Source organism: Amycolatopsis tolypomycina (genome assembly GCF_900105945.1).
Lineage (GTDB): Bacteria > Actinomycetota > Actinomycetes > Mycobacteriales > Pseudonocardiaceae > Amycolatopsis > Amycolatopsis tolypomycina.
On record NZ_FNSO01000003.1, the window covers coordinates 434,586 to 455,855 of the forward strand.

At 70.2% G+C, this 21,270-nt stretch carries 21 protein-coding genes and 1 pseudogene; 13 read left to right on the forward strand and 9 right to left on the reverse strand.

Going from position 1 to position 21,270, the window contains the following annotated elements:
- Window positions 1-384 precede the first annotated feature (384 nt).
- The 3 genes from BLW76_RS07615 to BLW76_RS07625 are packed head-to-tail and all read left to right on the forward strand — an operon-like array spanning window position 385 to window position 2,640.
- Entirely contained in the window at window positions 385-1,035 is a 651-nt protein-coding gene (locus BLW76_RS07615) for a hypothetical protein (RefSeq protein ID WP_091305124.1), read from the forward strand.
- Between the two features lie 10 nt (window positions 1,036-1,045).
- Window positions 1,046-1,696, forward strand: a complete 651-nt coding sequence (locus tag BLW76_RS07620; RefSeq protein WP_091305125.1) for an SDR family oxidoreductase — start codon at window positions 1,046-1,048, stop codon at window positions 1,694-1,696.
- Window positions 1,693-2,640, forward strand: a complete 948-nt coding sequence (locus BLW76_RS07625) for a ribose-phosphate diphosphokinase (protein ID WP_091305126.1) — start codon at window positions 1,693-1,695, stop codon at window positions 2,638-2,640. The genes BLW76_RS07620 and BLW76_RS07625 overlap by 4 nt, the downstream gene beginning before the upstream one ends.
- Here the strand turns inward: BLW76_RS07625 and BLW76_RS07630 are convergent.
- Window positions 2,637-3,932, reverse strand: coding sequence for a D-arabinono-1,4-lactone oxidase (locus BLW76_RS07630; RefSeq protein WP_091305127.1), 1,296 nt, complete (start codon window positions 3,930-3,932; stop codon window positions 2,637-2,639). The two genes, BLW76_RS07625 and BLW76_RS07630, sit on opposite strands and share 4 nt — an antisense overlap.
- An 86-nt stretch (window positions 3,933-4,018) precedes the next feature.
- Between BLW76_RS07630 and BLW76_RS07635 the strand changes: the two genes are divergently transcribed.
- Window positions 4,019-5,203, forward strand: coding sequence for an amino acid deaminase/aldolase (locus tag BLW76_RS07635; RefSeq protein WP_091305128.1), 1,185 nt, complete (start codon window positions 4,019-4,021; stop codon window positions 5,201-5,203).
- Between the two features lie 233 nt (window positions 5,204-5,436).
- Here BLW76_RS07635 and BLW76_RS07640 read toward each other — a convergent pair whose 3' ends face one another.
- Window positions 5,437-6,084, reverse strand: a complete 648-nt coding sequence (locus tag BLW76_RS07640) for a TetR/AcrR family transcriptional regulator (protein ID WP_091305129.1) — start codon at window positions 6,082-6,084, stop codon at window positions 5,437-5,439.
- A 130-nt stretch (window positions 6,085-6,214) separates the two neighbouring features.
- Between BLW76_RS07640 and BLW76_RS07645 the strand changes: the two genes are divergently transcribed.
- From BLW76_RS07645 to BLW76_RS07655, 3 genes and pseudogenes are all read left to right on the forward strand, one after another.
- The gene (locus BLW76_RS07645) at window positions 6,215-7,531 is read left to right on the forward strand and encodes a GH1 family beta-glucosidase (RefSeq protein WP_091305130.1); all 1,317 of its coding nucleotides are present in this window, start codon (window positions 6,215-6,217) and stop codon (window positions 7,529-7,531) included.
- Window positions 7,524-8,816: an MFS transporter gene (locus BLW76_RS07650; RefSeq protein WP_091305131.1), complete on the forward strand. Its 1,293-nt coding sequence runs from the start codon at window positions 7,524-7,526 to the stop codon at window positions 8,814-8,816. Before BLW76_RS07645 ends, BLW76_RS07650 begins: the two co-directional genes overlap by 8 nt.
- Before the next feature lie 192 nt (window positions 8,817-9,008).
- Window positions 9,009-9,850, forward strand: a pseudogene (locus BLW76_RS07655) (transposase family protein).
- Window positions 9,851-10,258: 408 nt separating this feature from the next.
- Here the strand turns inward: BLW76_RS07655 and BLW76_RS07660 are convergent.
- A complete protein-coding gene (locus BLW76_RS07660) occupies window positions 10,259-10,672 on the reverse strand; it encodes a hypothetical protein (protein ID WP_091305132.1) in 414 nt (137 codons plus the stop codon).
- A 12-nt stretch (window positions 10,673-10,684) separates the two neighbouring features.
- Window positions 10,685-11,023 (reverse strand): hypothetical protein, encoded by a 339-nt coding sequence (locus tag BLW76_RS07665; RefSeq protein ID WP_091305133.1) that lies wholly within the window; start codon window positions 11,021-11,023, stop codon window positions 10,685-10,687.
- Between the two features lie 318 nt (window positions 11,024-11,341).
- Here BLW76_RS07665 and BLW76_RS07670 point away from each other — a divergent pair, with 318 nt between their 5' ends.
- Both BLW76_RS07670 and BLW76_RS07675 read left to right on the forward strand, forming a co-directional pair.
- A complete protein-coding gene (locus BLW76_RS07670) occupies window positions 11,342-12,727 on the forward strand; it encodes a helix-turn-helix transcriptional regulator (RefSeq protein ID WP_091305134.1) in 1,386 nt (461 codons plus the stop codon).
- Window positions 12,728-12,749: 22 nt separating this feature from the next.
- Window positions 12,750-13,637 carry a phosphotransferase family protein gene (locus BLW76_RS07675; RefSeq protein WP_091305135.1) on the forward strand — a complete coding sequence of 296 codons (888 nt, stop codon included), beginning with the start codon at window positions 12,750-12,752 and terminating at the stop codon, window positions 13,635-13,637.
- Window positions 13,638-13,848: 211 nt separating this feature from the next.
- On the opposite strand, the gene BLW76_RS07680 is transcribed toward BLW76_RS07675, so the two are convergent.
- The 4 genes from BLW76_RS07680 to BLW76_RS07695 all read right to left on the reverse strand — a co-directional run bounded on the left by BLW76_RS07680 (window position 13,849) and on the right by BLW76_RS07695 (window position 16,783).
- Window positions 13,849-14,877, reverse strand: a complete 1,029-nt coding sequence (locus BLW76_RS07680; RefSeq protein WP_091305136.1) for a copper resistance D family protein — start codon at window positions 14,875-14,877, stop codon at window positions 13,849-13,851.
- Between the two features lie 5 nt (window positions 14,878-14,882).
- Entirely contained in the window at window positions 14,883-15,449 is a 567-nt protein-coding gene (locus BLW76_RS07685) for a copper resistance CopC family protein (RefSeq protein WP_167384502.1), read from the reverse strand.
- Window positions 15,450-16,211, reverse strand: coding sequence for a YcnI family copper-binding membrane protein (locus BLW76_RS07690; protein WP_091305137.1), 762 nt, complete (start codon window positions 16,209-16,211; stop codon window positions 15,450-15,452). It abuts the gene before it with no gap.
- Window positions 16,212-16,282: 71 nt separating this feature from the next.
- Window positions 16,283-16,783, reverse strand: coding sequence for a hypothetical protein (locus BLW76_RS07695; protein WP_091305845.1), 501 nt, complete (start codon window positions 16,781-16,783; stop codon window positions 16,283-16,285).
- Between the two features lie 292 nt (window positions 16,784-17,075).
- Here BLW76_RS07695 and BLW76_RS07700 point away from each other — a divergent pair, with 292 nt between their 5' ends.
- From BLW76_RS07700 to BLW76_RS07715, 4 genes are read left to right on the forward strand one after another with little or no spacing between them, the layout of a single operon-like run.
- On the forward strand, window positions 17,076-17,723 hold the full coding sequence (locus BLW76_RS07700; protein ID WP_091305138.1) for an ABC transporter permease: 648 nt from the start codon (window positions 17,076-17,078) through the stop codon (window positions 17,721-17,723).
- A complete protein-coding gene (locus BLW76_RS07705) occupies window positions 17,716-18,882 on the forward strand; it encodes an ABC transporter ATP-binding protein (protein WP_091305139.1) in 1,167 nt (388 codons plus the stop codon). Before BLW76_RS07700 ends, BLW76_RS07705 begins: the two co-directional genes overlap by 8 nt.
- A complete protein-coding gene (locus BLW76_RS07710; protein ID WP_091305140.1) occupies window positions 18,879-19,658 on the forward strand; it encodes an ABC transporter permease in 780 nt (259 codons plus the stop codon). Before BLW76_RS07705 ends, BLW76_RS07710 begins: the two co-directional genes overlap by 4 nt.
- Entirely contained in the window at window positions 19,655-20,614 is a 960-nt protein-coding gene (locus BLW76_RS07715) for a glycine betaine ABC transporter substrate-binding protein (RefSeq protein ID WP_091305141.1), read from the forward strand. Before BLW76_RS07710 ends, BLW76_RS07715 begins: the two co-directional genes overlap by 4 nt.
- Before the next feature lie 146 nt (window positions 20,615-20,760).
- On the opposite strand, the gene BLW76_RS07720 is transcribed toward BLW76_RS07715, so the two are convergent.
- Complete coding sequence (locus tag BLW76_RS07720) at window positions 20,761-21,222, reverse strand: DUF6474 family protein (RefSeq protein ID WP_091305846.1); 462 nt, start codon at window positions 21,220-21,222, stop codon at window positions 20,761-20,763.
- Window positions 21,223-21,270 lie beyond the last annotated feature (48 nt).

Here is a 21,270-nt window from a genome sequence, read left to right on the forward strand (position 1 = left end):
CTTTAGTCCCGCACGCGCGTGACCGCTGCGGCGCAAGTCACCGCCATGTGGGTGACGGCGGACCTTCGCAGCTCAGCGGCCCTCGTCCACTGTGGATTTCGGCCCTGTTGCGCCGAACGGGCTAGTCGCCGCGGGTTTGGCCGGTTCTGCCCCGGGTAACCGGCCGTTGCCGGTCCGTAATGCCACTCACCCCGCGATCACTCGGTTGGCCGCACCGTTCGACCGAAGTCCGATGACCGCCTACCGACCGGTCATCGACCGCTGGGCGCCGCCGATCGCAGCCACTCGCACTACCCGGCGACGCCGCGCCGCCGCGCTGTTAGACAGATGAGGTGCCGGTTTCCCCCGGTCACGAAGCGGTGCAGGGTTGAAGGAGGCGGACTCGTGGCGGCTACACCTCAGAACACCGAGCGCTCGACGGTCGCCGGTGGCGCGAAGCGCAGCCGGTCGATGCCGAGCCGCGTGGTGCCGCCGATCGAGCTCCCCGCGAGCGTCGACGAGCTCGCCCGCGCCGCCGCCGCCCAGCTGGGCTGGAACGGCGTCGTCCTCCCCGAGACCACGATCCTCGGCCGCAAGGTCTGCGTGGTCGCCAAGCTCCGCACCGACGTGCACGCCGAACGCATCGCGATGGGTGCCGGCCCGGTGGCCGACCGCGCCACCGTCGACACCTGGACCTGGCCGGAGCTGGCCGGAACCGCCCCCGCCCCGGCCGCCGAGATCGTCGGCGTCCTGGCCGTCGCGCGCCACTGGCGCACCGCGATGGCCTCCGCGGTTCCGTTCGCCCGCTACGGCGAGGCCGCGATGGTGCTGCCGTCGCCGGCGATCCTCACCGAGGACTACGTCGGCAACTGCCTGCCGCGGGCCCGCGCGTACGGCCTCGCCGTCGTGACCGCCGACCCGAACGCGGTCGTCGACCTCGACCTCGAGGGCCGCACCGAGCGCGTCGTGCTGGCCGAGGACCCGGTCTCCCGCCTGGTCAACGAGCTGGTCTACGACCACCTGCTGCGCACAGCCGAGGCGCCCGCTTCCCACTAAGGTCGGCTCCATGCGAGTCGTCATTGCTGGTGGACACGGTCAGATCGCGCTGCGGCTGGAGCGGCTGCTCACCGCGCGCGGTGACGAAGCGGTCGGCATCATCCGTAACCCCGCCCACGTGGCGGACCTCGAAGCCGCCGGCGCCCAGGCCGCCGTGCTCGACCTGGAGAACTCCGATGTGGACGCCGTCGCCGAAGTGCTGAAGGGCGCCGACGCCGCGGTGTTCTCCGCCGGCGCGGGCCCGGGCAGCGGCACGGCCCGCAAGGACACTGTGGACCGTGGTGCCGCGGCGCTGTTCGCCGAAGCGGCCGAGCGCGCCGGCGTCCGCCGCCACGTCCAGGTCGGTTCGATCGGCGCCGACAACCCGGACAACCCCGACGTCACCGAGGAATTCCGGCACTACCTGCGCGCCAAGCGCGCGGCGGAAGACGACCTCAAGGCCCGCGACCTCGACTGGACGATCCTCCGGCCCGGCTCGCTGACCGACGACCCCGGCACCGGCCTGGTCCTGCTGGCCGAGAACACCGGCCGCGGCCCGATCCCGCGTGACGACGTCGCCGCCGTGCTCGTCGGCCTGCTCGACACCCCGGCGTCCATCGGCCGCACCTTGACCCTGATCTCGGGTGAGGCCGCCATCGGCGAGGCGATCGCCGCGCTGTGAACGACACGTCGAGAGAGATCGCCGTCTTCAGCGGCAGCGCGCACCCCGAGCTGGCCGAGGAGATCTGCCAGCACCTCGGCGTGCCGCTGCAGCCGGCCGAGGTGCGCCGGTTCGCCAACGACTGCCTCGAGGTGCAGTTGCAGGCGAACTGCCGCGAGCGAGACGTCTTCATCATCCAGCCGCTGATCAAGCCGGTGCAGGAGCACCTCGTCGAGCTGCTGCTGATGCTCGACGCGGCCCGCGGCGCGTCGGCGTCCCGCATCACCGCCGTCATGCCGCACTACTCGTACGCGCGATCGGACAAAAAGGACGCGCCGCGCATCTCGATCGGCGGCCGCCTGGTCGCCGACCTGCTGGTGACCGCCGGGGCGAGCCGCGTGCTCGCGATGACCCTGCACTCGCCGCAGGTGCACGGCTTCTTCAGCGTCCCGGTCGACCACCTGCACGCCCTGCAGGAGCTGGCCAAGCACTTCCGCCAGTACGACCTTTCGCGCGCCACCGTCGTCTCGCCCGACCTGGGCAACGCGAAGGAGGCGTCGCACTTCGCGCGGCTCCTCGGCGTCCAGGTCGCGGCCGGGGCGAAGGAGCGTTTCCCCGACGACCGCGTCCAGATCACCTCGGTCATCGGCGAGATCACCGGGCGGGACGTGATCGTCCTCGACGACGAGATCGCCAAGGGCAGCACGGTGCTCGAACTGCTGGACCGGCTCGCCGAGCTGGAGCCGCGTTCGATCCGCGTCGCCTGCACGCACGGCCTGTTCGCGGCGAAGGCCATCGAGCGCATCGGCAGCCGGCCGGAGGTGCTGGAGATCGTCTGCACCAACACCGTCCCGGTGCCCGAGGAAGAGCGCACCGAAAAGCTGAAGATCCTCTCGATCGCGCCGGCGATGGCCGAGGCGATCCGCCGGATCCACAACGGCGAATCGGTGTCGGCGCTGTTCTAAGCCGGGCCGAGCACCCGGTCCAGGTAGGTGTTGGCGAAGACCCCGTTCGGGTCGGTTTCCTTGCGCACGCGCAGGAAGTCGTCGAAGTGCGGGTAGCGCGAACGGAGGACGCCGGCGTCGAGGTCGTGCATCTTGCCCCAGTGCGGGCGGCCGCCGACCGCGCCGGCGATCTTCTCGAACGCGCCGAAGTACTCGCGGTAGGGCATGCCGACGAACTGGTGGATGGCGATGTAGGCGGAGTCGCGGCCCTGCGCGGTCGACAGCCAGATGTCGTCGGCCGCGGCGACCCGCACCTCGACCGGGAACATCACCGGGTCCTTCAGCTTCGGCACCAGCGCGCGCAGCTCGGCGAGCACGTCGAGGACGGATTCGCGGGGCACCGCGTACTCGGTCTCGGTGAAGCGGACGTTCCGCGCGGTGACGAAGACGCGGTGCGAGAGGTCGCTGTACTCGCGGGCGCTCAGGACGTTGGAGGCGAAGCTGCCGAGCGACGGCACGAGCCTGGGCATCAGCCGCCCGGTCCGGCAGAGGCCGCCGAACGCGACGTTCTCCATGATCCGGTAGTCGACGAACTCGCGGACCTTGCTCAGCGGCTGCGCCGCCTCGGTGCGGTTGTTGCGCTTGACCAGGGCGTTCTTGCCGTAGGGGAACCAGTAGAACTCGAAGTGCTCGTTTTCGTCGGCGAAGTCGTGGAAGCCCTCGAGGACCTGCTCCAGCGGCTCCGGGCGTTCCTGCGCGCGCAGCACGAAGGACGGCTCGCACTTGAGTGTCACCGTGGTGATCACGCCGATCGCGCCGAGCCCGACGCGGGCGGCGGCGAAGAGGTCGGGCTTGTCCTCGGCCGAGCAGGTGACGAGCGAACCGTCGGCGAGGACGAGCTCGAGCGCGGCGATCTGCGTCGCGATGCCGCCGAGCTTCGCGCCGGTGCCGTGCGTCCCGGTGGAAATCGCGCCGGCGATGGTCTGTGCATCGATGTCGCCGAGGTTGGTCATGGCCAGCCCGAGCGCGTCGAGGGCGGCGTTGAGCTCCCGGATCGTCGTGCCCGAGCGGACGGTGACGTGCCCGGTCTCGAGGTCGGCGCGCTCGATGCCGGTCCAGTGCCGCAGGTCGAGCGCATCGGAGTCGGCGGCGGCGATGGCGGTGAAGGAGTGCCCGCTGCCCCAGGGCCGCACGGTCCGGCCGGCCGTGGCGACGCGCTCGACGGCCGCCGCGATCTCAGCCGCGGTGCGCGGCTGGTGAACGTGCTGGGGCGAGGCGGACGCCGTGCCCGCCCAGTTGGTCCACCGGGTCATCCGCGCGCACCCTTCATAGTCGAGTGCCCGAAACAGTAAGTGAATAGTATTCGCGTTTCAAGCCTTCGTGTCGTACTTTAGACCTCGTGACCAGTGCGACGGTGTACGACTTGGCGACCAAGGACCTCGATCCCCCCTTGGCCGTGGTCGACTTGGCGGCGTTCGACGCGAACGCCGCCGACCTCCGGCGCCGCGCGAAGGGCAAGCCCATCCGCGTCGTCAGCAAGTCGGTGCGCTGCCGCGCGCTGCTGGAGCGGGCGCTGACGATGCCGGGCTTCGAGGGCCTGATGTGCTACTCGCTGGCGGAAGCGATCTGGCACGTCGAGCAGGGCACGACGGACGACATCGTCGTCGCCTACCCGACGGCCGACCACGAAGCCCTCCGCCGCCTGGCCGCGTCCGAGCGTGCCCGCGCGGCGATCGCGATCATGGTGGATTCGCCCGCGCACCTCGACCTGGTGGACGCGGCCCTCGGCCACGGCCACGAGGAGATCCGCGTGTGCCTGGAGCTGGACGCGTCCTGGCGCCCGCTGCCGGGCATCCACGTCGGCACCCGCCGATCCCCGGTGTTCACCCCGAAGCAGGCGGCGGCGTTCGCCCGCCAGATCGTCGACCGCCCGGGGTTCCGCCTGGTGGGCGTGATGGCGTACGAAGGCCAGATAGCGGGCCTCGGCGACGCGGCGGGCCACCGCGTCAAGCGGGCACTGGTGGGCTGGATGCAACGCCGATCGGCGGCCGAGCTGGCCCGCCGCCGCGGCGAAGCGGTCCGGGCGGTCCAGGAGGTGACGCCCCTGGAGTTCGTCAACGGAGGCGGAACGGGCAGCCTCGAGTCAACGGGCGCGGACGCGGTGGTCACGGAGATAGCGGCCGGGTCGGGCTTGATCGGCCCCACGCTCTTCGACGGCTACACCCGGTTCCACCCCCGCCCGGCGGCGTTGTTCGCCCTGCCCGTGGTCCGCCGCCCGACCCGCAACATAGCGACGCTCTTTTCGGGCGGCTACATCGCCTCGGGCCCCACGGGCCCGTCCCGCCAGCCGGCGCCGTACTTGCCGAGGGGCTTGAAGTTCCTCGGCTTCGAGGGAGCGGGCGAAGTCCAGACACCGGTCACCGGCCGGGCGGCGCGGAACCTCAAGCTGGGCGACCGGGTGTGGTTGCGCCACGCCAAGGCGGGCGAGCTGGCGGAGCGGTTCACGCACTACCACCTGGTGCTGGGCGACCGGGTGGAACGAACCGTCCCGACCTACCGGGGCGAGCACCAGAACTTCGGCTGACCCGGGCCCCCGGCTGCGCAGTCCGCCGCCCTGGAAAATCGGCGGCGTTCCGAAGAGGTGGGCTGCTTCGGTCCTGCACCGGCGGCCGATGCACTGAAAGAGTCGTTCATGACGTCTGACGCCATGAAAGAGTCGTTCATGACGTTCGGACCTCGGCCCCCACCGACAACCCACCCCGAAACCACAGCGTTGTCCACAGCTGTGCATACCTGTGGACAACTTCTGTGGACAACCTACGACCGCTCCCCGAACCGGGCCGCCAGGTACCCCTTCACCACATACTTGGCCTCGGCCACGATCTTCTCGTCCCCGCTCGGCTCCCGCCGGAACGCCAGCTTCATCAGCGCGTCGGCCACCTCGTTGGCGATCGTGATCGCGAACTGCAGGTCCTCCACCGGCCGGTCGACCTGCTTGGCCACCAGCTCCGTCAGCGAGTCGACGATCACCGCGTTGTTGTCGCGTGTCTCGTCGAGCAGCTGGCGGTCGATGATGTCGCCGAAGTGGACCTTCGAAAATCCCGGGACCGTCCGGTGCATCTCCAGGTAGATGTCGAGGATCGAGTCCACGACGTCCCACCAGTGCTCCGGCCCCAGCTGCTTCAGGCGCTCGTTGACCGCGCCCACGAAACGCTCCAGGTTGCGGGCGGTCAACGCTTGCACCACCGCCCGCTTGTCCGGGAAGAACTGGTACAGCGAACCCACCGCGACGCCCGCCCGCTTGGCGATCAACGTCGTGGTCAGGGCGTCGTAGCCGAGCTCGTCGATCAACGCCGCGCTCGCGTCGAGCATCTGCTCGACCCGCTTCGCACTACGCTGCTGAACCGGTTGGCGGCGTAAGGGGGTGGCTTCTGCCGGCACCTTCGCGGCCTGGATGTCGGACACGGCGCTCCTCCTCGTCTGATCTGGGACTTTATCGTGCCGACGGGCTTCCCCACGGACGAGTGAAGACCTAGTATATGAGAACTTTTCATGTTCACCCGTACGGGTGCCCTGACGAAGGGGTCAGCAGCCGGTGCAGAACCCGACCTTCCCGTCCGACTTCCTCTGGGGTGTTTCGACATCGGCGTTCCAGATCGAAGGTGCCACCAGCGAAGGTGGGCGCGGACCGTCCATCTGGGACACGTTCACCGCGACCGAAGGCAAGATCGCGCGCGGTGAACATGCCAACGTAGCCGCCGACCACTACCACCGCTACCCCGAAGACATCGCGCTGATGGCGGAACTCGGCGTGGGCGCCTACCGGATGTCCGTTGCCTGGCCACGGATCCAGCCCGAGGGCAAGGGCGCGCCCAACCCCGAAGGCCTCGGCTTCTACGACAAGCTCATCGACGCCGTCTGCGAAGCCGGCATCGCGCCCGCCGTCACGCTCTACCACTGGGACACCCCCCAAGCCATCGAAGACGACGGCGGCTGGCTCTCCCGGGCGACCGCTGAGCGCTTCGCCGAATACGCCCAGATCCTCGGAGAGCGCTTCGCCGATCGGGTGAAACTGTGGATTCCGCTCAACGAGCCCATGGTCATGTCGATCTTCGGCTACGGCATCGGCGAGTACGCGCCCGGCCAGGTGCTCCTGCTCGACGCCATCCCGACCGCGCACCACCAGAACCTCGCGCACGGCCTCGCCGTCCAGGCCCTCCGCGCGGCGGGTGCCACCACCATCGGCACCGCCAACAACCACTCGCCCATCTGGCCCGCGGACGACGACGCCCAGGACGCGGCGGAATACCTGGACGCCCTGCTCAACCGGCTCTACGCCGACCCCATGCTGCTCGGCAGCTACCCCGAGCAGCTCCACCCCCACCTGCCCGCCGGGTTCGCCGACGACCTGCCGACCATCGCGCAGCCGCTCGACTTCTACGGCATCAACTACTACGAACCGCAGGGCGTCGCGATGCCCGGCCCGGGCAACCCGCTGCCCTTCGAGCTGCGCGACATCCAGGGCTACCCGATGACGACGAACGCCTCGCCGATCGTCCCGCACGCCCTGCGCGAACTGCTGCTCGACTTCCACCACCGCTACCGCGAGCAGCTGCCGCCGATCCAGATCACCGAAAACGGGTGCAGCTTCGCCGACGAGGTCGCCGAGGACGGCGGCGTGCACGACCCCGAACGCATCGACTTCTTGCACGGCCACCTGGTCGCGCTGCGCGAGGCGATGGACGCCGGCGTCGACGTCCGCGGCTACTTCTGCTGGTCGCTGCTGGACAACTTCGAGTGGTCCAAGGGTTATGCGCCGCGCTTCGGCCTGGTGCACGTCGACTACGAGACCCTGCGGCGGACGCCGAAGGACTCGTTCCACTGGTACCGGAAGCTGGTGCGGCATGAGTGAGCTTGCGAACGAATCAGGCCGGCGCACGAGTGAAACGACCCAGGCGCTCCCCGAGGCGCTCGCCGAACCCACCGTGCGGGTGCGGCCCGGCTGGATGAGCCTGCTGTTCTTCGCGAACATCGCGCTCTGGCTGGGCATCTACGCGCCGATCCAGGTGCTGTTGCCGCAGCAGGCCGAACTCCTCGACCAGGTGAACAAGGAGTTCGTGCTCGGCCTGGTGATGGGCGTCGGCGCGGTCGTGGCGCTGGTCGTCAACCCGGCCGTCGGGCTGCTGTCGGACCGGACGACCTCGCGGTTCGGCCGTCGCCACCCGTGGACGGTGGCCGGTGCGGCCGTCGCCACCGTCGGGCTGCTCGTGCTGGCGTTCGCGCCGAACGTCGCGCTGATGATCACCGGCTGGTGCCTCGTGCAGGCCGGGCTCAACGGCATGCTCGCGACGCTGATGTCCGCCATCGCCGACCGCGTCCCGGTCGGCCAGCGCGCGCAGGTCGGCGGGCTCGTCGGCATCGCGCAGATGCTCGGCACCGTGCTCGGCGCGGTCGTGGTCGTCGTCATGCTCGGCATCGCCGGGCTGCCGCTGGCCTATGCCAGCTGCGCCGGGATCGTCTTGGTCGGCGCCGCGTTCTTCGTCCTGCGGACGCCGGACGCGCGGCTGCCGGTCGAGTTCCGGCCGTCGTCGCAGGCCGGCGAGGTCATCCGCAACCTGTGGGTCTCGCCGCGGCGGTTCCCGGACTTCGCGTGGGCGTGGTCGTGCCACTTCATGATCAACCTCGGCAACGCGTTCGGGACGCTCTACCTGCTGTTCTTCCTCAAGGACGCGGTGCACTACCCGGACCCGGACACCGGGCTGCTCATCATGATGGCGCTCTACGGCGTCGCCCTCGTGGTGGGCGCGCTGCTCGCGGGGCACTTCTCCGACAAGTCCGGACGGCGCAAGCCGTACGTCCTCGTGGCGTCCGGGGTGATGGCTCTGGCCGCCTTGCTGCTGGTCGTCTGGCAGAGCTGGCCGGTCGCGCTCGCGGCGTCCCCGCTGCTCGGCGTGGGTTTCGGGGCGTACATGGCGGTCGCGCTGGCGATGCTGACGCAGGTGCTGCCGACGGCGCAGGACCGCGCGAAGGACCTGGGCGTCATCAACATCGCGAACTCGCTGCCGCAGGTGGTCGCCCCGCTGGTGACGCCGCTGGTGCTGACGTACCTCGGCGGCTACTCGGGGCTTTTCGCGGCTTCGGCGGTCGCGACGCTGCTGGCCGCGGTGCTCGTGCTGCGCGTGAAGGCGGTTCGCTAGCGCCCCAATGTGGCGTTCGGTGCATCTGACGCACCGAACGCCACATTGGGTGCATCTGACGCACCGAACGCCACATTGAGGTTTTCTCAGTAGGGCTGGGCTCGGGTGGGCGTGTTGGCGTGGGATGAGGCGTGGGGCCCCTGGTAGGACTGGATTTGCGAAGATCGAATCCTAGAGTTCCAGAGGCCCCACGTGATCCATTATGGTGCCACGCTCGACGTGGCGCGTGAGCTGGTCTGCTTCGTTGCCCGTGTCCTGCGGGCCGAGCGCCGACGCTGTGGCACCCGCCGGGACCGGCGTGCGTTGACCCCGTACTGGCAGGCGGTGCTGGTGCTGCGCTGGTTCCGCGATGCCACCCCGGTGCACCGGCTGGCCACCGACCATCGCATCAGCGTCGCCACCGCCTACCGCTACCTGCACGAAGCGATCACCGCCCTCGCCGCCTGCGCCCCGGACCTGCACCATGTCCTGGCCGACCGGCGCACCCGGGGTGACACGCACGTGATCCTGGCCGGTTCCCTGATCCCCTGTGACCGGGTCGCGGCGACCACGATCAAAACCAAAGGTAAGAACCGTGGCCGGATCGTGCACCTGTGGTACTCGGGCAAGCACCGCGCCTTCGGCGGGAACATCCAGTTCCTGGCCAGCTCCGATGGGTTCCCGTTGTGGGTGTCGGCGGTGCTGCCGGGCTCCCGCAACGATCTCTCCGCCGCCCGCGACCACGGGATTGTCGGTGCGTTGACCGCCGCCGCGGGCCAGGGCCTGAAACTCTGGCCGACAAGGCCTACCACGCAGCCGGGATCAGGATCCTTACCCCGTTCAAGAAAACCGCAGGTCAACCACCCCTCGGCCCGCGCCAGCGGGTCCACAACCTGCTGCATGCCCGAGCCCGGGCACTCGGCGAACGCGCCATGGCCATCCTCAAAACCCGCTGGCGAGCACTCCGCCACATCAGCCTCTGCCCCCACCGCATCGGCACCATCGTCCAAGCCGCCCTCGTCCTCACCCACCACGAACACCACGGACGCTACTGAGAAAACCTCATTGGGTGCATCTGACGCACCGAACGCCACATTGGGTGCATCTGACGCACCGAACGCCACATTGGGGCGGATGCGGACGTGGAACCGCGGGCCGGTGCCGGTCGGGGGAGGGGAGTGCAACGGCACCGGCCCGCGGAATTCGAGGGCCGCTCAAAGCGGGGCACGAGCGCGATCTCCTGCGTGATCGCTGCTTCGCGTGTTGATCAATCTAGCGGGGGATTACCGCCTGGGCTAGGCCTAACGCGGAAATTTTTCGATTAATCGCGGTGGGGACCGGGGTGTTGGCCGAGGACTGGTTCGCGCTGCTCGGGGGTGCGGGCGAAACAGTCCTCGGCCGGGGCGAGTGCCGGCGCGGGTCCGATGGGGCGATCGGCCGGCCGCGGCTCGCCGGTCTGGGGGTCAGGCAGTGACCGCTCGGCGCGGATTCACCAGCGCGTGGCGACCGGTGGTCTCGGCCGCGGTGGGCGCCGGGTGCGGCGTGACCGGGCTCTTGCGGCGGCCCTGCAGACGGCTGTCCGTCGCGGACTGTTGCTGCGGGGCGAGTCCGCCGGCTACCAGGTGTTCGTGCGCGACCTGCCAGACCGAGCACGGCGCCTTGCAGCGGTGCCACCGGGTCGAGCAGGTCGGGCAGTCGCCGCGCTCGTCGGGCTCGTGCATCTTCAGCATCGCGCGCCACGCCTCGGTCAACCGGGGCAGTTCGGAGCGCGCGACCGAGACGAGCGACTGGGCGTCGGCGCGGTTCGCCAGGTCGGTCAGCATGTCGAGGCGCTCCCAGACCGCGTTGCGGAGGACCTGCCCGAGTACCTGATCCATGTCAGCTCACCGTTACCTTTCCGCCATCTTGGCGGCTTCGTTGAGCGCGGCGCGCAGCTGTCCGAGCTGGCCGGACGTCAGCCGCGCGGTCTCACCGGGAGGCGAGACCAGTACCACCTGGTTGTCTTCGACGAACACCGTCACCGCACGCTCGCGGCTGATGAGGTCGCCGCACTGCACGCGCCACACGAGCTGGCCGCCCTCGTAGTGACGGACGCTCGCGGTGCGGGGGTCGACCGCCGCGGCGGGCGTGACGGGGCGGACGGCGGGGGCGGGGGAGACCATCGCCGGCCGCACGGCGCGGGTCGCCGTGCCGGCATGTCCCCCTGCGAACGAGTCCACGAACTCCACGCCCTTCTCCGCTCTGTCGAAAGTCTCCGAAGATGCCTTCTGCAACATTGCTTCGGCGCAACGCTGCGGTTTCCGTAGCTCTCCGTGATCGCAACCGGTGTGCGGCCGGTGACGGAGATCTGACAACTACAGTGAGGTGAAACCGAGTGCGATAGAAGGTGGAATCGGCGTCATAGCGGTGACTGGGCTCGGTTCCACGGTAAGCGGTCAGCGGACTTCGCCCGGACCGATCAGGGCACCAGTTCGGCTGTTCACACGGTTCCACAGGTTTGCCTACGCTGTTTCACAGACGCCCGACCGGACAGTGGAGGGGGCGCGATGGACGCCAGTAACGGTGGCAGTGCCGACGCCCGGCAGAGCCACGCAGTTCCCGCTGACGCGTGGGAGCAGCCGGAGATGAGAACGGCTCTCGCGTCGCGCGAGATCAGCGCCGTGTACCGGCTCCTGCGCAAGCACGGTGTCTCGCAGCGCCAGATCGCCGCGATGACCGGCCAGTCCCAGTCCGAGGTGTCGGAGATCCTCAAGGGTCGCCAGGTCATGGCCTACGACGTGCTCACGAGGATCGCCGACGGCCTGGGTGTCCCCCGTGGATACATGGGCCTCGCCTACGACGAGGCCACGGCGATACGGGTCGTCGGCTCCGCCGACGGCCAGCAGGCTGAGGAGGACGAGTCCGTGAAGCGACGGAGGTTCCTCGCGCACGCTGCCCAGGTCACGATGGGTGCGGCGGTGTTCGGTCCGGAATCGGGCACCTGGTCGGCCGGGCCGGCCAGGACGCCGGCGCCCGGGCGCATCGGCATGACCGACGTCCGCCAGGTCGAAGCCGCGACGCGCGCGCTCCGGGCGCTGGACTACCAGTACGGCGGCGGGTTCTGCCGCGACGCCGTCGTGGCGCAGCTGTCCTGGGGACAGCAGATGCTCGAGGCGCACGGCACCGACATGGTGAAGAACCGGCTGTACGTCGCCCTCGCCGACCTGCACTCCCTCGCCGGCTGGACCTCCTTCGACACCGGGCTGATGGACTCCGCGCGCGGCCACTTCGCGAACGCGCTGGACCTGGCCAAACAGGGGGACAACCACCCGCTGGTGGCCAACGTGCTCTACCGCATGGGCCGCGTCTACCTGCACCAGGACGCCCCGAACGACGCGCTGAAGCTCTTCCAGCTGGGCCAGATCGCCGCCCAGAAAAGCGGCTCCGAGCTGGCGGTCTCCGTGCTCTGCGCGAACGAGGCCTGGGCCTACGCGATGATGGGCAACGAGGAGCAGGCGGTGAAGCTGCTCGGCCGGAGCAAGGACGAGTTCGAGCGCGCCAACCTCGCCGAAGCCGAGTCGTGGGTCAAGTTCTTCACCGAGACCGACGTCTACGCCATGGTCGGCACCGTCCACACGGTCCTCGCGCAGAAGAACGCCGAGCACACCAAGTACGCCATCCCGGCGCTGACCAAGGCCGTCGAGTCCTACGACGACGAAATGGCCCGCTCCAAGACGTTCATGCTCAGCGCGCTCGCCACCAACCACCTGCTCGACGGCGACCTCGACCACGGCGCCAAGGTCGGCGGCAAGGCCATCGACTGCGCCGAGGGCATCAAGTCCGAGCGGGTCAAGGACCGGATGCGGCCCCTGCAGGAAGAGGCCGAGCGCCGCCGCAACAACGCCGACGCCCGTGACCTCGCCGACCGCCTCCACGCTTTCTACGCCGCATAACCCCGAAGGCGCCGGCGCGGTTTTGGACGGCCGGTTCACCTCCGGGAAGCTGCGAGGCGTGCTGGCCGAAACCTGCGCGCTGCTGGGGCTCGACCCGGCGGGCGCGCGGCTGCTGCGGTTCACCAACAACGCGGTGTACGCGCTGGTCACGGCCCCTTTTGTGGTCCGGATCGTCGGCTCGACGCAGCTGCGGCACCGCGTCGGCACGGTCGTGCGCGTGGCCCGGCACTTCGAGCGCCACGGCGTCCCCGCGATCCGGCTCCTCGGCGACGTCGAGCAGCCCCTGGAGGTCGGCGGGCACCTGGTGACCGTGTGGCACCAGGTGCCGAGCATCGGCCGGGCGGCGACGTCGGTCGACCTGGCCCGGCTGCTGCGCCAGGTCCACGCGCTGCCCCCGCCGCCCGGCCTCGCCGAGTGGGCGCCGTTCGCCGCCGTGCGAGCCAGGGTGTCCGACGCCGAGGAGATCAGCGACGCCGACCGGGAGTTCCTCCTCGACCGCTGCGCCGAACTCGAAGCCGAACTCGCCGGGCTGACGTTTCCCCTGCCCAGGGGCCTGGTCCACGGCGACGCGTACCCCGGCAACGTCATCCCCGGCCCGGACGGCCCGGTGCTCTGCGACTTCGATTCCTCGTGCGTCGGCCCGCCGGAGTGGGACCTGACGCCGCTGGCGGTCGGCCGCGAGCGGTTCGGCGACCCGCCGGTGCGCTACCGGACGTTCGCCGCGGAATACGGCTTCGACGTGACGTCGTGGTCCGGGTTCGCCGTCCTCCGTGGCATCCGCGAGCTGAAGCTGACGACCAGCGTGCTGCCCATCCTGCGCAGCCGGCCGCAGGTCCGGCCGGAGCTCTTCCGCCGCCTGGACGATCTCCGGAGCGGCCGGACGGGCGCACGCTGGACGCGTTACCGCTGACCGTCATCTGTCACTTGGTGTGATCGGCGACACATGCTGCACGTGCATTCGCCGACTGCAAATGACCGTTCGTCGCATCAGAAAGGCGGTCCGCTCTGGGTAGAAAGTTCTGCCCGACCAGTCACCCCCAATGGATTACCGGTCAGCCCAATGCGCAATTTGCAGCTACTCGCGGTGACTTCGCACCCGGTCCTACCTGCGAGGACAGCGATCAGGAGGCGACAACCGGCGCCCGCGTCAGCACGACGGCGAACCCGAACGCCAGGCCCATGACCGTCAGTTCGAGCGTGGCCCACGCGGCGAGCGCCGTGCGGTCGTGCCGGACGATCCGCGGCATCAGCCGCCAGCGGACGTTCGCCCCGAGCAGCGCGATGACACCGGTGCACACGAGCTTCAGGACCAGCAGCTGCCCGTACGGCGTCGTGAAGATCGCCGCCCAGAACCCGATGGTCGGGTTGAGCGAGATCTCGACGAGGCCGTTGAACAGCCCGGTCGCCGCGGAGAGCACCAGGCAGAGCGTCGCCAGCTTCGAGAACCGGGGCAGCGCGTGCGCCAGCAGCGTCCGGTTCGCCACCAGGAGCACGGTCATCGCGCCGAGGCCGCCGGTCCAGGCGACGGCGCTCATGACGTGCAGCTCCATCGAGATCATCGTGTAGTCGTGGTAGTTCCAGTTCGACGCGTGCCCGGTGACCGGCAGGGGCAGCAGCGCGAACAGGCCGAGCCCGACGCGGACCTCGGCGGGCACCTTCTCGCCGAACCGCAGCGACAGCGCGCCGATGCCGGCGTGCACGAGCGCGAGCACGGCGACGATGACGAGCGCCTTCCCGGCGCCGACGTTCGCGATGTAGTCGCCGATGTCGGACGGTGAGAGCGTCGCCGAACCCGGCTTGTACTCCGCGGTCTGCAGGACCAGCGCGACGACGGCGGCCGTGGCCCAGACGAGCGCGGCCGCGACGCCGGCCGGGCGGGCCAGCCGCATGACCGGTTCGGTCAGCTTCGGCCGGTCGTAACCGACGAGCACGGAAAGCAGCGCGAGGCCGATCGTGGTGACCGCGGCGAGGTCGAGCAGGACCCGCACGACCGGGATGCCGGCCGAGACCACCGCGCTGGGCTCCACGACGCCGGGTACCGGCGCGGTGGACATGAGCGCGACGCCGATCAGGGCGCCGAGCAGGCCCGCCGTCACGACGCAGAGCAGCGTCGAATAGCGGGGTTTCGCGGTGGTCTCGGCCTGGGGCATCTGAGTTACTGCTTCTTCTCTGCTGTGTTTTCTTGACTGACGTTGCTGCCCGAACGCAGGGCCACGGTGAGCCCGATCGCCAGCAGCACGACGGCGCCGGCGATCCAGACCCAGATCGGCACCCCGGTCGACGACGACTCCGGTGCCGCCTGCGCCGAGCCGCCCGGCGAGCGGGCCGCGTCGACGGTCGCCGGCGTGCCGGTGCCCGCGGTCGTCAGGGTGAAGGTGAGCTCACCGGTCACCGGGTGGCCGTCGGCGGACAGCACCCGGTAGCCGACGGTGTACTTCCCGGCCGGGCCGAGCGGCCGCAGGGGCGCGCTGATGACGTTGTTCACCACGGTGATCGGTCCTTCGGCCCACTGGCCGCCGCCGGGGCCGGTCACCGCGATCTGGTTGACGTCCGCGCCCTGCACGTACTGGTCGAACGTCAGGCTGAGCTTCGCCGGGCCGGCGGCGACGGACGAGCCGTTCGCCGGGTCCGAGGAGATCAGCACGTTGTGCGCCAGCGCCGGGGTGGCCGTGCCGAGCACGGCCACCGCGGTCAACGCCAGCGCGACGAGCACACCGCGCATTTAGCTGTTGCCTCCCGACTTGGCCGTGGCCTTGCGGGCCCGGATGGTCGCGCCGGCCCCGACACCGAGGCCAACGGCGCCGACGAGCAGGCCGGCCCCGCCGAGCCAGCGGGCGGTGCTGTCCGACGTCGCGGCCGCGGCCTGGGTCTGGTCGCCGGTGGCCGAGGCCGTGTCCGCCATGTTGCCGTGCGCGTCGCCGTCCGCCGCCTTCGCGGCCAGCTTCACGACCGGCGCCGGGTGCTCCGGCTCCTCGCCACCGGCCGGCGTCGGCTGGTTCCAGTCGACGACCTTGCCGTCGCTGTAGGTCTGGTGCGCCGGGAACTCCACCTGGTCCACATTGGTCGGCAGCGGGCCGAAGCTCACCGAGAACTCCTGGTAGTCGGTGGCCTTGAGCTCGCTGCCCGCCTGCGCGGTCCACGTCACCGCGGTGACGGCTTCGGTGATCTGGGTGCCGTTGTCCTTGGTGATCGGGGCGGGCAGCTTGGACTTCGTCACCTGGGCTGTCCAGCCGGGGACCGGCTTGGTCCGCACCGAGCCGATGCCGTAGTCGGGCTTGAAGTCGACGGTGACCTTCGTGGTGGTGACGGGGTCCTTCTCCTCGCTCGGCACGCGGAAGACGATCGCCGCGTAGCCGCCCTTCGTGGGCTGCGGGCCGTAGACGTTGGCCGTGACGTGCGCGGACGCGATGCCGGCACCGAGCAGGCCGGCGGCACCGACGGCGGCGGCGAGGAAACCGGCGCGCTGGAAGACGTGCTGGGACATGGGTTCACTCCTGATGAACGCAAGAAGGGACAGCGGACTCGGGGGGCCGCTGGTTCGGGGAAAAGCTGGGTTCAGGAGTGAACGGGCGGCCCGCGCCGCCCGCGGATCCGGCGCAGGTCGACGCCGACGAGGTGGTCCGGACCGCCGACGCGGGCCGGGATGAGCGCGGGCGCCGCCGCGGGCACCGGCAGGGGCGTGAGCAGCCGCGGCAGGATCGCGCGCAGCACGGCCAGCACGGTGAGGAGCATCGTGTCGGCGCGGGCGAGCAGCAGGGCGGTGAGCACGGTCGCGACGACGTGCGCGGCCGTCATGCCGAGCCCGGTGGGTCCGGGTGCCGCGGCCATTTCGTGCGCGCCGTGGCCGGCGAGCGTGGTGAGCAGCAGGTGCATCACCAGCTGGGCGGTCCCCAGCAGGACGAGCGTGGCGAGCGGCCCGCGGGCCCGGCGGGCGAGCGCGGCCGCCGTCCAGCCGAACAGGGTGGTCAGCAGCACGGTCATCGCCGGGTCCGGCAGCCCGCCGTCGGCGAGCCGGTGTGCTGTCACGGAAAGTGCGCCGCAGCTCACGGCGAGCAACACCCCACGGGTAGCGCCGAGCACGGCGGGACGCCGTGCCGGATCGCTCATGCAGAGCAGCCTAAGGGACCTGCTCCCCCGTGAGCGTGTGATCCCGTGAAGTGAGCACACACCAGGTTCACGTCCGGCTCCCGTCGCCGGTTCAGGCAATTTGTTGCCGATCTCCGCCAGGTGGGCCACGGTGGCCGGAAGACGGGGGGTTTGGACCGGCCGTGTCGTGGGTACTGAGCCGCTGGTCAGGAACTAGCCCGTTCGGGTGAAGGCCGGCGCGAAGGGCGGGAGAACGACACGGATGAACCTCTTCGACTACATCTCCGACCGGGCGAGCAAGCTGTGGCTGGAGGCCTACCTGCACACCAGCATGGTGGTGCAGTGCACGATCATCGCCGCGGTCCTCGGCGTGCTGATCGGGGTCGCGGTCTACCGCAGCCCGATCGGTTCGGCGGTGGCCACGGCGCTGGCGAGCACGATCCTGACGGTGCCGTCGTTCGCCCTCCTGGGCCTGCTGATCCCCCTCTCGGGGCTCGGTCCGACGACCGCCGTGATCGCGCTGGTGCTCTACGGCCTGCTGCCGATCGTCCGGAACACGATCGTCGGGCTCGACGGCGTCGACCCGGCCGTCACCGACGCCGCCCGCGGCATCGGGATGAGCTGCTTCGGCGTGCTCACCCGGGTCGAGCTGCGGCTGGCCTGGCCGGCGATCCTCACCGGCATGCGGGTGGCCACGCAGATGCTGATGGGCATCGCCGTGATCGCCGCCTACGCGAAGGGCCCTGGCTTCGGCGCCGAGGTCTTCTCCGGGCTCACGAACGCGGGGAGCACGAACTCCCTGAACCAAGCCGTCACCGGCACGGTCGGGGTGGTCATCCTCGCCCTGCTGCTCGACGGCGTCTACGTCCTGATCAAGCGCTTCACCGTCTCGAGGGGTGTCCGTGGCTGAGAACGAGGAAGTCTCCGGCGTCGAAATCGAGCTGGAGCACGTGACCAAGCGGTACCCCGGCACCCGCGAAGCGGCGGTCGACGACTTCTCGATGGTCGTGCCCGCGGGCAAGATCGTGGTCTTCGTCGGCCCGTCCGGCTGCGGCAAGACCACGACCATGCGGATGATCAACCGCCTGGTCCAGCCGACGTCCGGCAAGATCACCATCGGCGGCGAGGACGCGCTCAAGCTCGACGTCGACACGCTGCGCCGTCGGATCGGCTACGCCATCCAGCAGGCCGGGCTGTTCCCGCACTTCACCGTCGCGCAGAACATCGCGGTGGTGCCGGGCCTGCTCGGCTGGGACAAGAAGAAGGTCAACGACCGGGTCGAGGAGATGATGGACCTGGTCGGGCTCGACCCGGCCGACTTCCGCGACCGGTTCCCGCGCCAGCTGTCGGGCGGGCAGCAGCAGCGCGTCGGCGTGGCACGGGCGCTCGCCGCGGATCCGCCGGTGCTGCTGATGGACGAGCCGTTCGGCGCGGTCGACCCGATCACCCGCGGCAACCTGCAGGACGAGCTGCTGCGGCTGCAGAGCGAGCTGAAGAAGACGATCGTGTTCGTCACGCACGACTTCGACGAGGCCGTGAAGCTGGGCGACAAGATCGCGGTGCTCGGCAACCAGTCGTCGATCCTGCAGTACGACACCCCCGAGGCCATCCTGGCGAACCCGGCGGACGACACGGTCGCGGGCTTCGTGGGCGCGGGCGCGTCGCTGAAGCAGCTGACCCTGCTGCGAGTCCGGGACGTCGAGCTCCAGCAGGACGCGCTCACCGTGACCGTCGACGAGTCGCCCGCGTCGGTGCGCGAGATGCTGCAGTCCTCGCGCAAGCACTTCGCGCTGGTGCTCGACGCGCGCCGCCGTCCGACGCGGTGGGTGCACGTCCGCGAGCTGACGTCGGCGACTTCGCTGGCCAACCTCGGGAAGCCGCTGCGCGACGTCGTCAGCCTGCAGTCGACCCTGCAGGACGCGCTCGAGGCGATGCTCGCCGAGGGCGGCTCGGTGCCGGTCACCGGCGCGCGCGGCGAGTACGCGGGCACGATCCAGCTGGACACCGTGATCGCGACCATCCAGCAGCTGCGCGAGGAGCACACGAACGACGAAGAGGTGCCGGCATGACGGCGGTCGTCGACACCGGCTTCAGCACCGAGTCGGGCTCCAAACGCGCGGAACGCGTCCGGCTGTTCGCCCAGCCGATCGCGGTGCTGGTGATCGTCGCCGTGACGCTGGCCGCGGTGTTCTCCAGCGGCCTGACCGCCACGGAGAAGGAGACCCTCAACGCGCCGACGCTGCTCACGGCGTTGTGGGACCACCTGCTGATGACGCTCGTGGTGACGGCGATCGTCGTCCTGGTCGCGGTGCCGCTCGGGGTGCTGGTGACGCGGCCGTGGGCGCGGTTCCTGGCGCCGCTCTTCCTGGCGATCGCGAACATCGGGCAGGCCGCGCCCGCGCTGGGCGTGCTGGTGCTGTGGTTCATCATCACCGGCGCGACCGGCGGCATCTGGGTGGCGGCGCTGCCGCTGGCGTTCTACTCGCTGCTGCCGGTGCTGCGGAACACGATGGTCGGCATCCAGCAGGTCGACCCGGCCCTGATCGACGCCGGCCGCGGCATCGGGATGTCGGCGGGCGCGGTGCTCTGGCGCGTCGAACTGCCGCTGGCCGTCCCGCTGATCCTGGCCGGCCTGCGCACGTCGCTGGTACTGGCGGTGGGCACGGCGACGTTCGGCATGTTCGTCAACGCCGGCGGCTTCGGGCTGCTCATCGACACCGGCTACAAGCTCAACCTGACCCCGGTGCTGGTCACCGGCTCGGTGCTGGCGGTCGCGCTGGCGCTGCTGGTCGACTGGGTCGGCGCGGTCGCCGAACAGTACTTCGGACCGAAGGGGCTGCGATGAAACTCCGGCGACTGGCCGTCGTGGCGCTGCTGGGGGTGACGCTGTCGTCCTGCGGCCTGACGGTCAACCAGGCGGTGCCGTACGACATCAAGCCGGGCTCGATCCAGCCGATCCCGGCGCTGCAGGGCGTGAAGATCACGGTGGGGTCGAAGGACTTCACCGAGAACATCATCCTGGCGTACATGGCCGAAATGGCGCTGACGGCCGCGGGCGCAGACGTCGTGGACCTCTCGGACATCAAGGGGTCGAACTCGTCGCGGCAGGCGCTGCTGTCCGGCCAGACGGACGTGACGTGGGAGTACACGGGCACGGGCTGGATCAACTACCAGGGCAACGAGCTCCCCGTCCCGGGCGGCGAGCAGGCCCAGTACGAGGCGACGGCCAAGGCGGACGAGGAGAAGTTCGGCGTCACGTGGCTGAACTATTCGCCGCTGAACGACCAGTACGCGTTCGCGGTGACGGAGGCGTACGGCGCGGCCAACAACCTGAAGACGACGTCCGATTTGGCGGCGTTCATCAAGCAGCGGCCGGACCAGGCGGTGTTCTGCCTGGAGACGGAGTTCACCAGCCGCCAGGACGGCTTCCCGGCCGCGGTGAAGGCGTACGGCTTCCAGAACCCGACGGTGAAGAACTTCGGCATCGGCACGATCTATTCGGCGGTGGCGAGCGGAACCTGCCCGGTGGGCGAGGTCTTCACCACGGACGGCCGCATCTCGGGGTTGAACCTGCGGGTGCTGGAGGACGACAAGAAGGCGTTCCCCCAGTACAACGCGGTGGCGACGCTGCGCACGGAGTGGCTGAAGCAGCACCCGGAGGTGCGTGGGCCACTGGAGAAGGTCAGCGCGGCGATCGACAACGAGCAGATGATCGAGCTGTGCAAGCAGGTCGACGTCGACGGTGAGGACGCCGGCAAGGTGGCCCACGACTGGATGGTCAAGAAGGGCTTCATCCAGTAGCCCGCCGGGGCGCCCCCCGTTTTCGACACTACCGGCCGGCACCGACAGTTTCGCGGTGCCGGCCAGGTGCCGCTGTCATGAACGAGTCGTTCATGACATCCGACGTCATGAACGACTCGTTCATGACATTTCGAGTCCCGCTGCCGTCAGAGGCCGAGCCGGTGCAGCAGCTGCCCTTCGAGCCGTTCCAGCTCCCCGGCCACCGCCCGGTGCACCGACTTCCGCCGCGCCGCCGGCATCCGCTCCGCCGCGCGCACCGACGCCGACAGCTGCTCCAACGTCCCCAGCGCCTCCGCCGCGAACTCGCGGTCCGCGGCGGACGCCTTCTCCGACTTCCGCAGGTCCTGGCAGCCCTCGGCCACCCCCGCGATCCGGGCGTGCAACGCCGCGCCGCGGCCGGTGTACTCGCCCAGCCTGTCGACCGAGACTCCCAGCTTGCGTGCCTGGTAGCGGTCGTACGCCTCGCGGGCCGCGCCCGCCGCGCGGACCGCCAGTGGTGCCACCACCGGGAGCACCGCCGGGCCGACCACCTTCGCCACCGCGATCGCGTTCTTCGCCCTCTTAGGGGTGAACCGGGCTTCACCCACGACCTTGGCCTTGCGCGCCATGGCACCTCCCTGCGACGTGTCGAGGTCGAACTTACTGGTCGCCTGGGT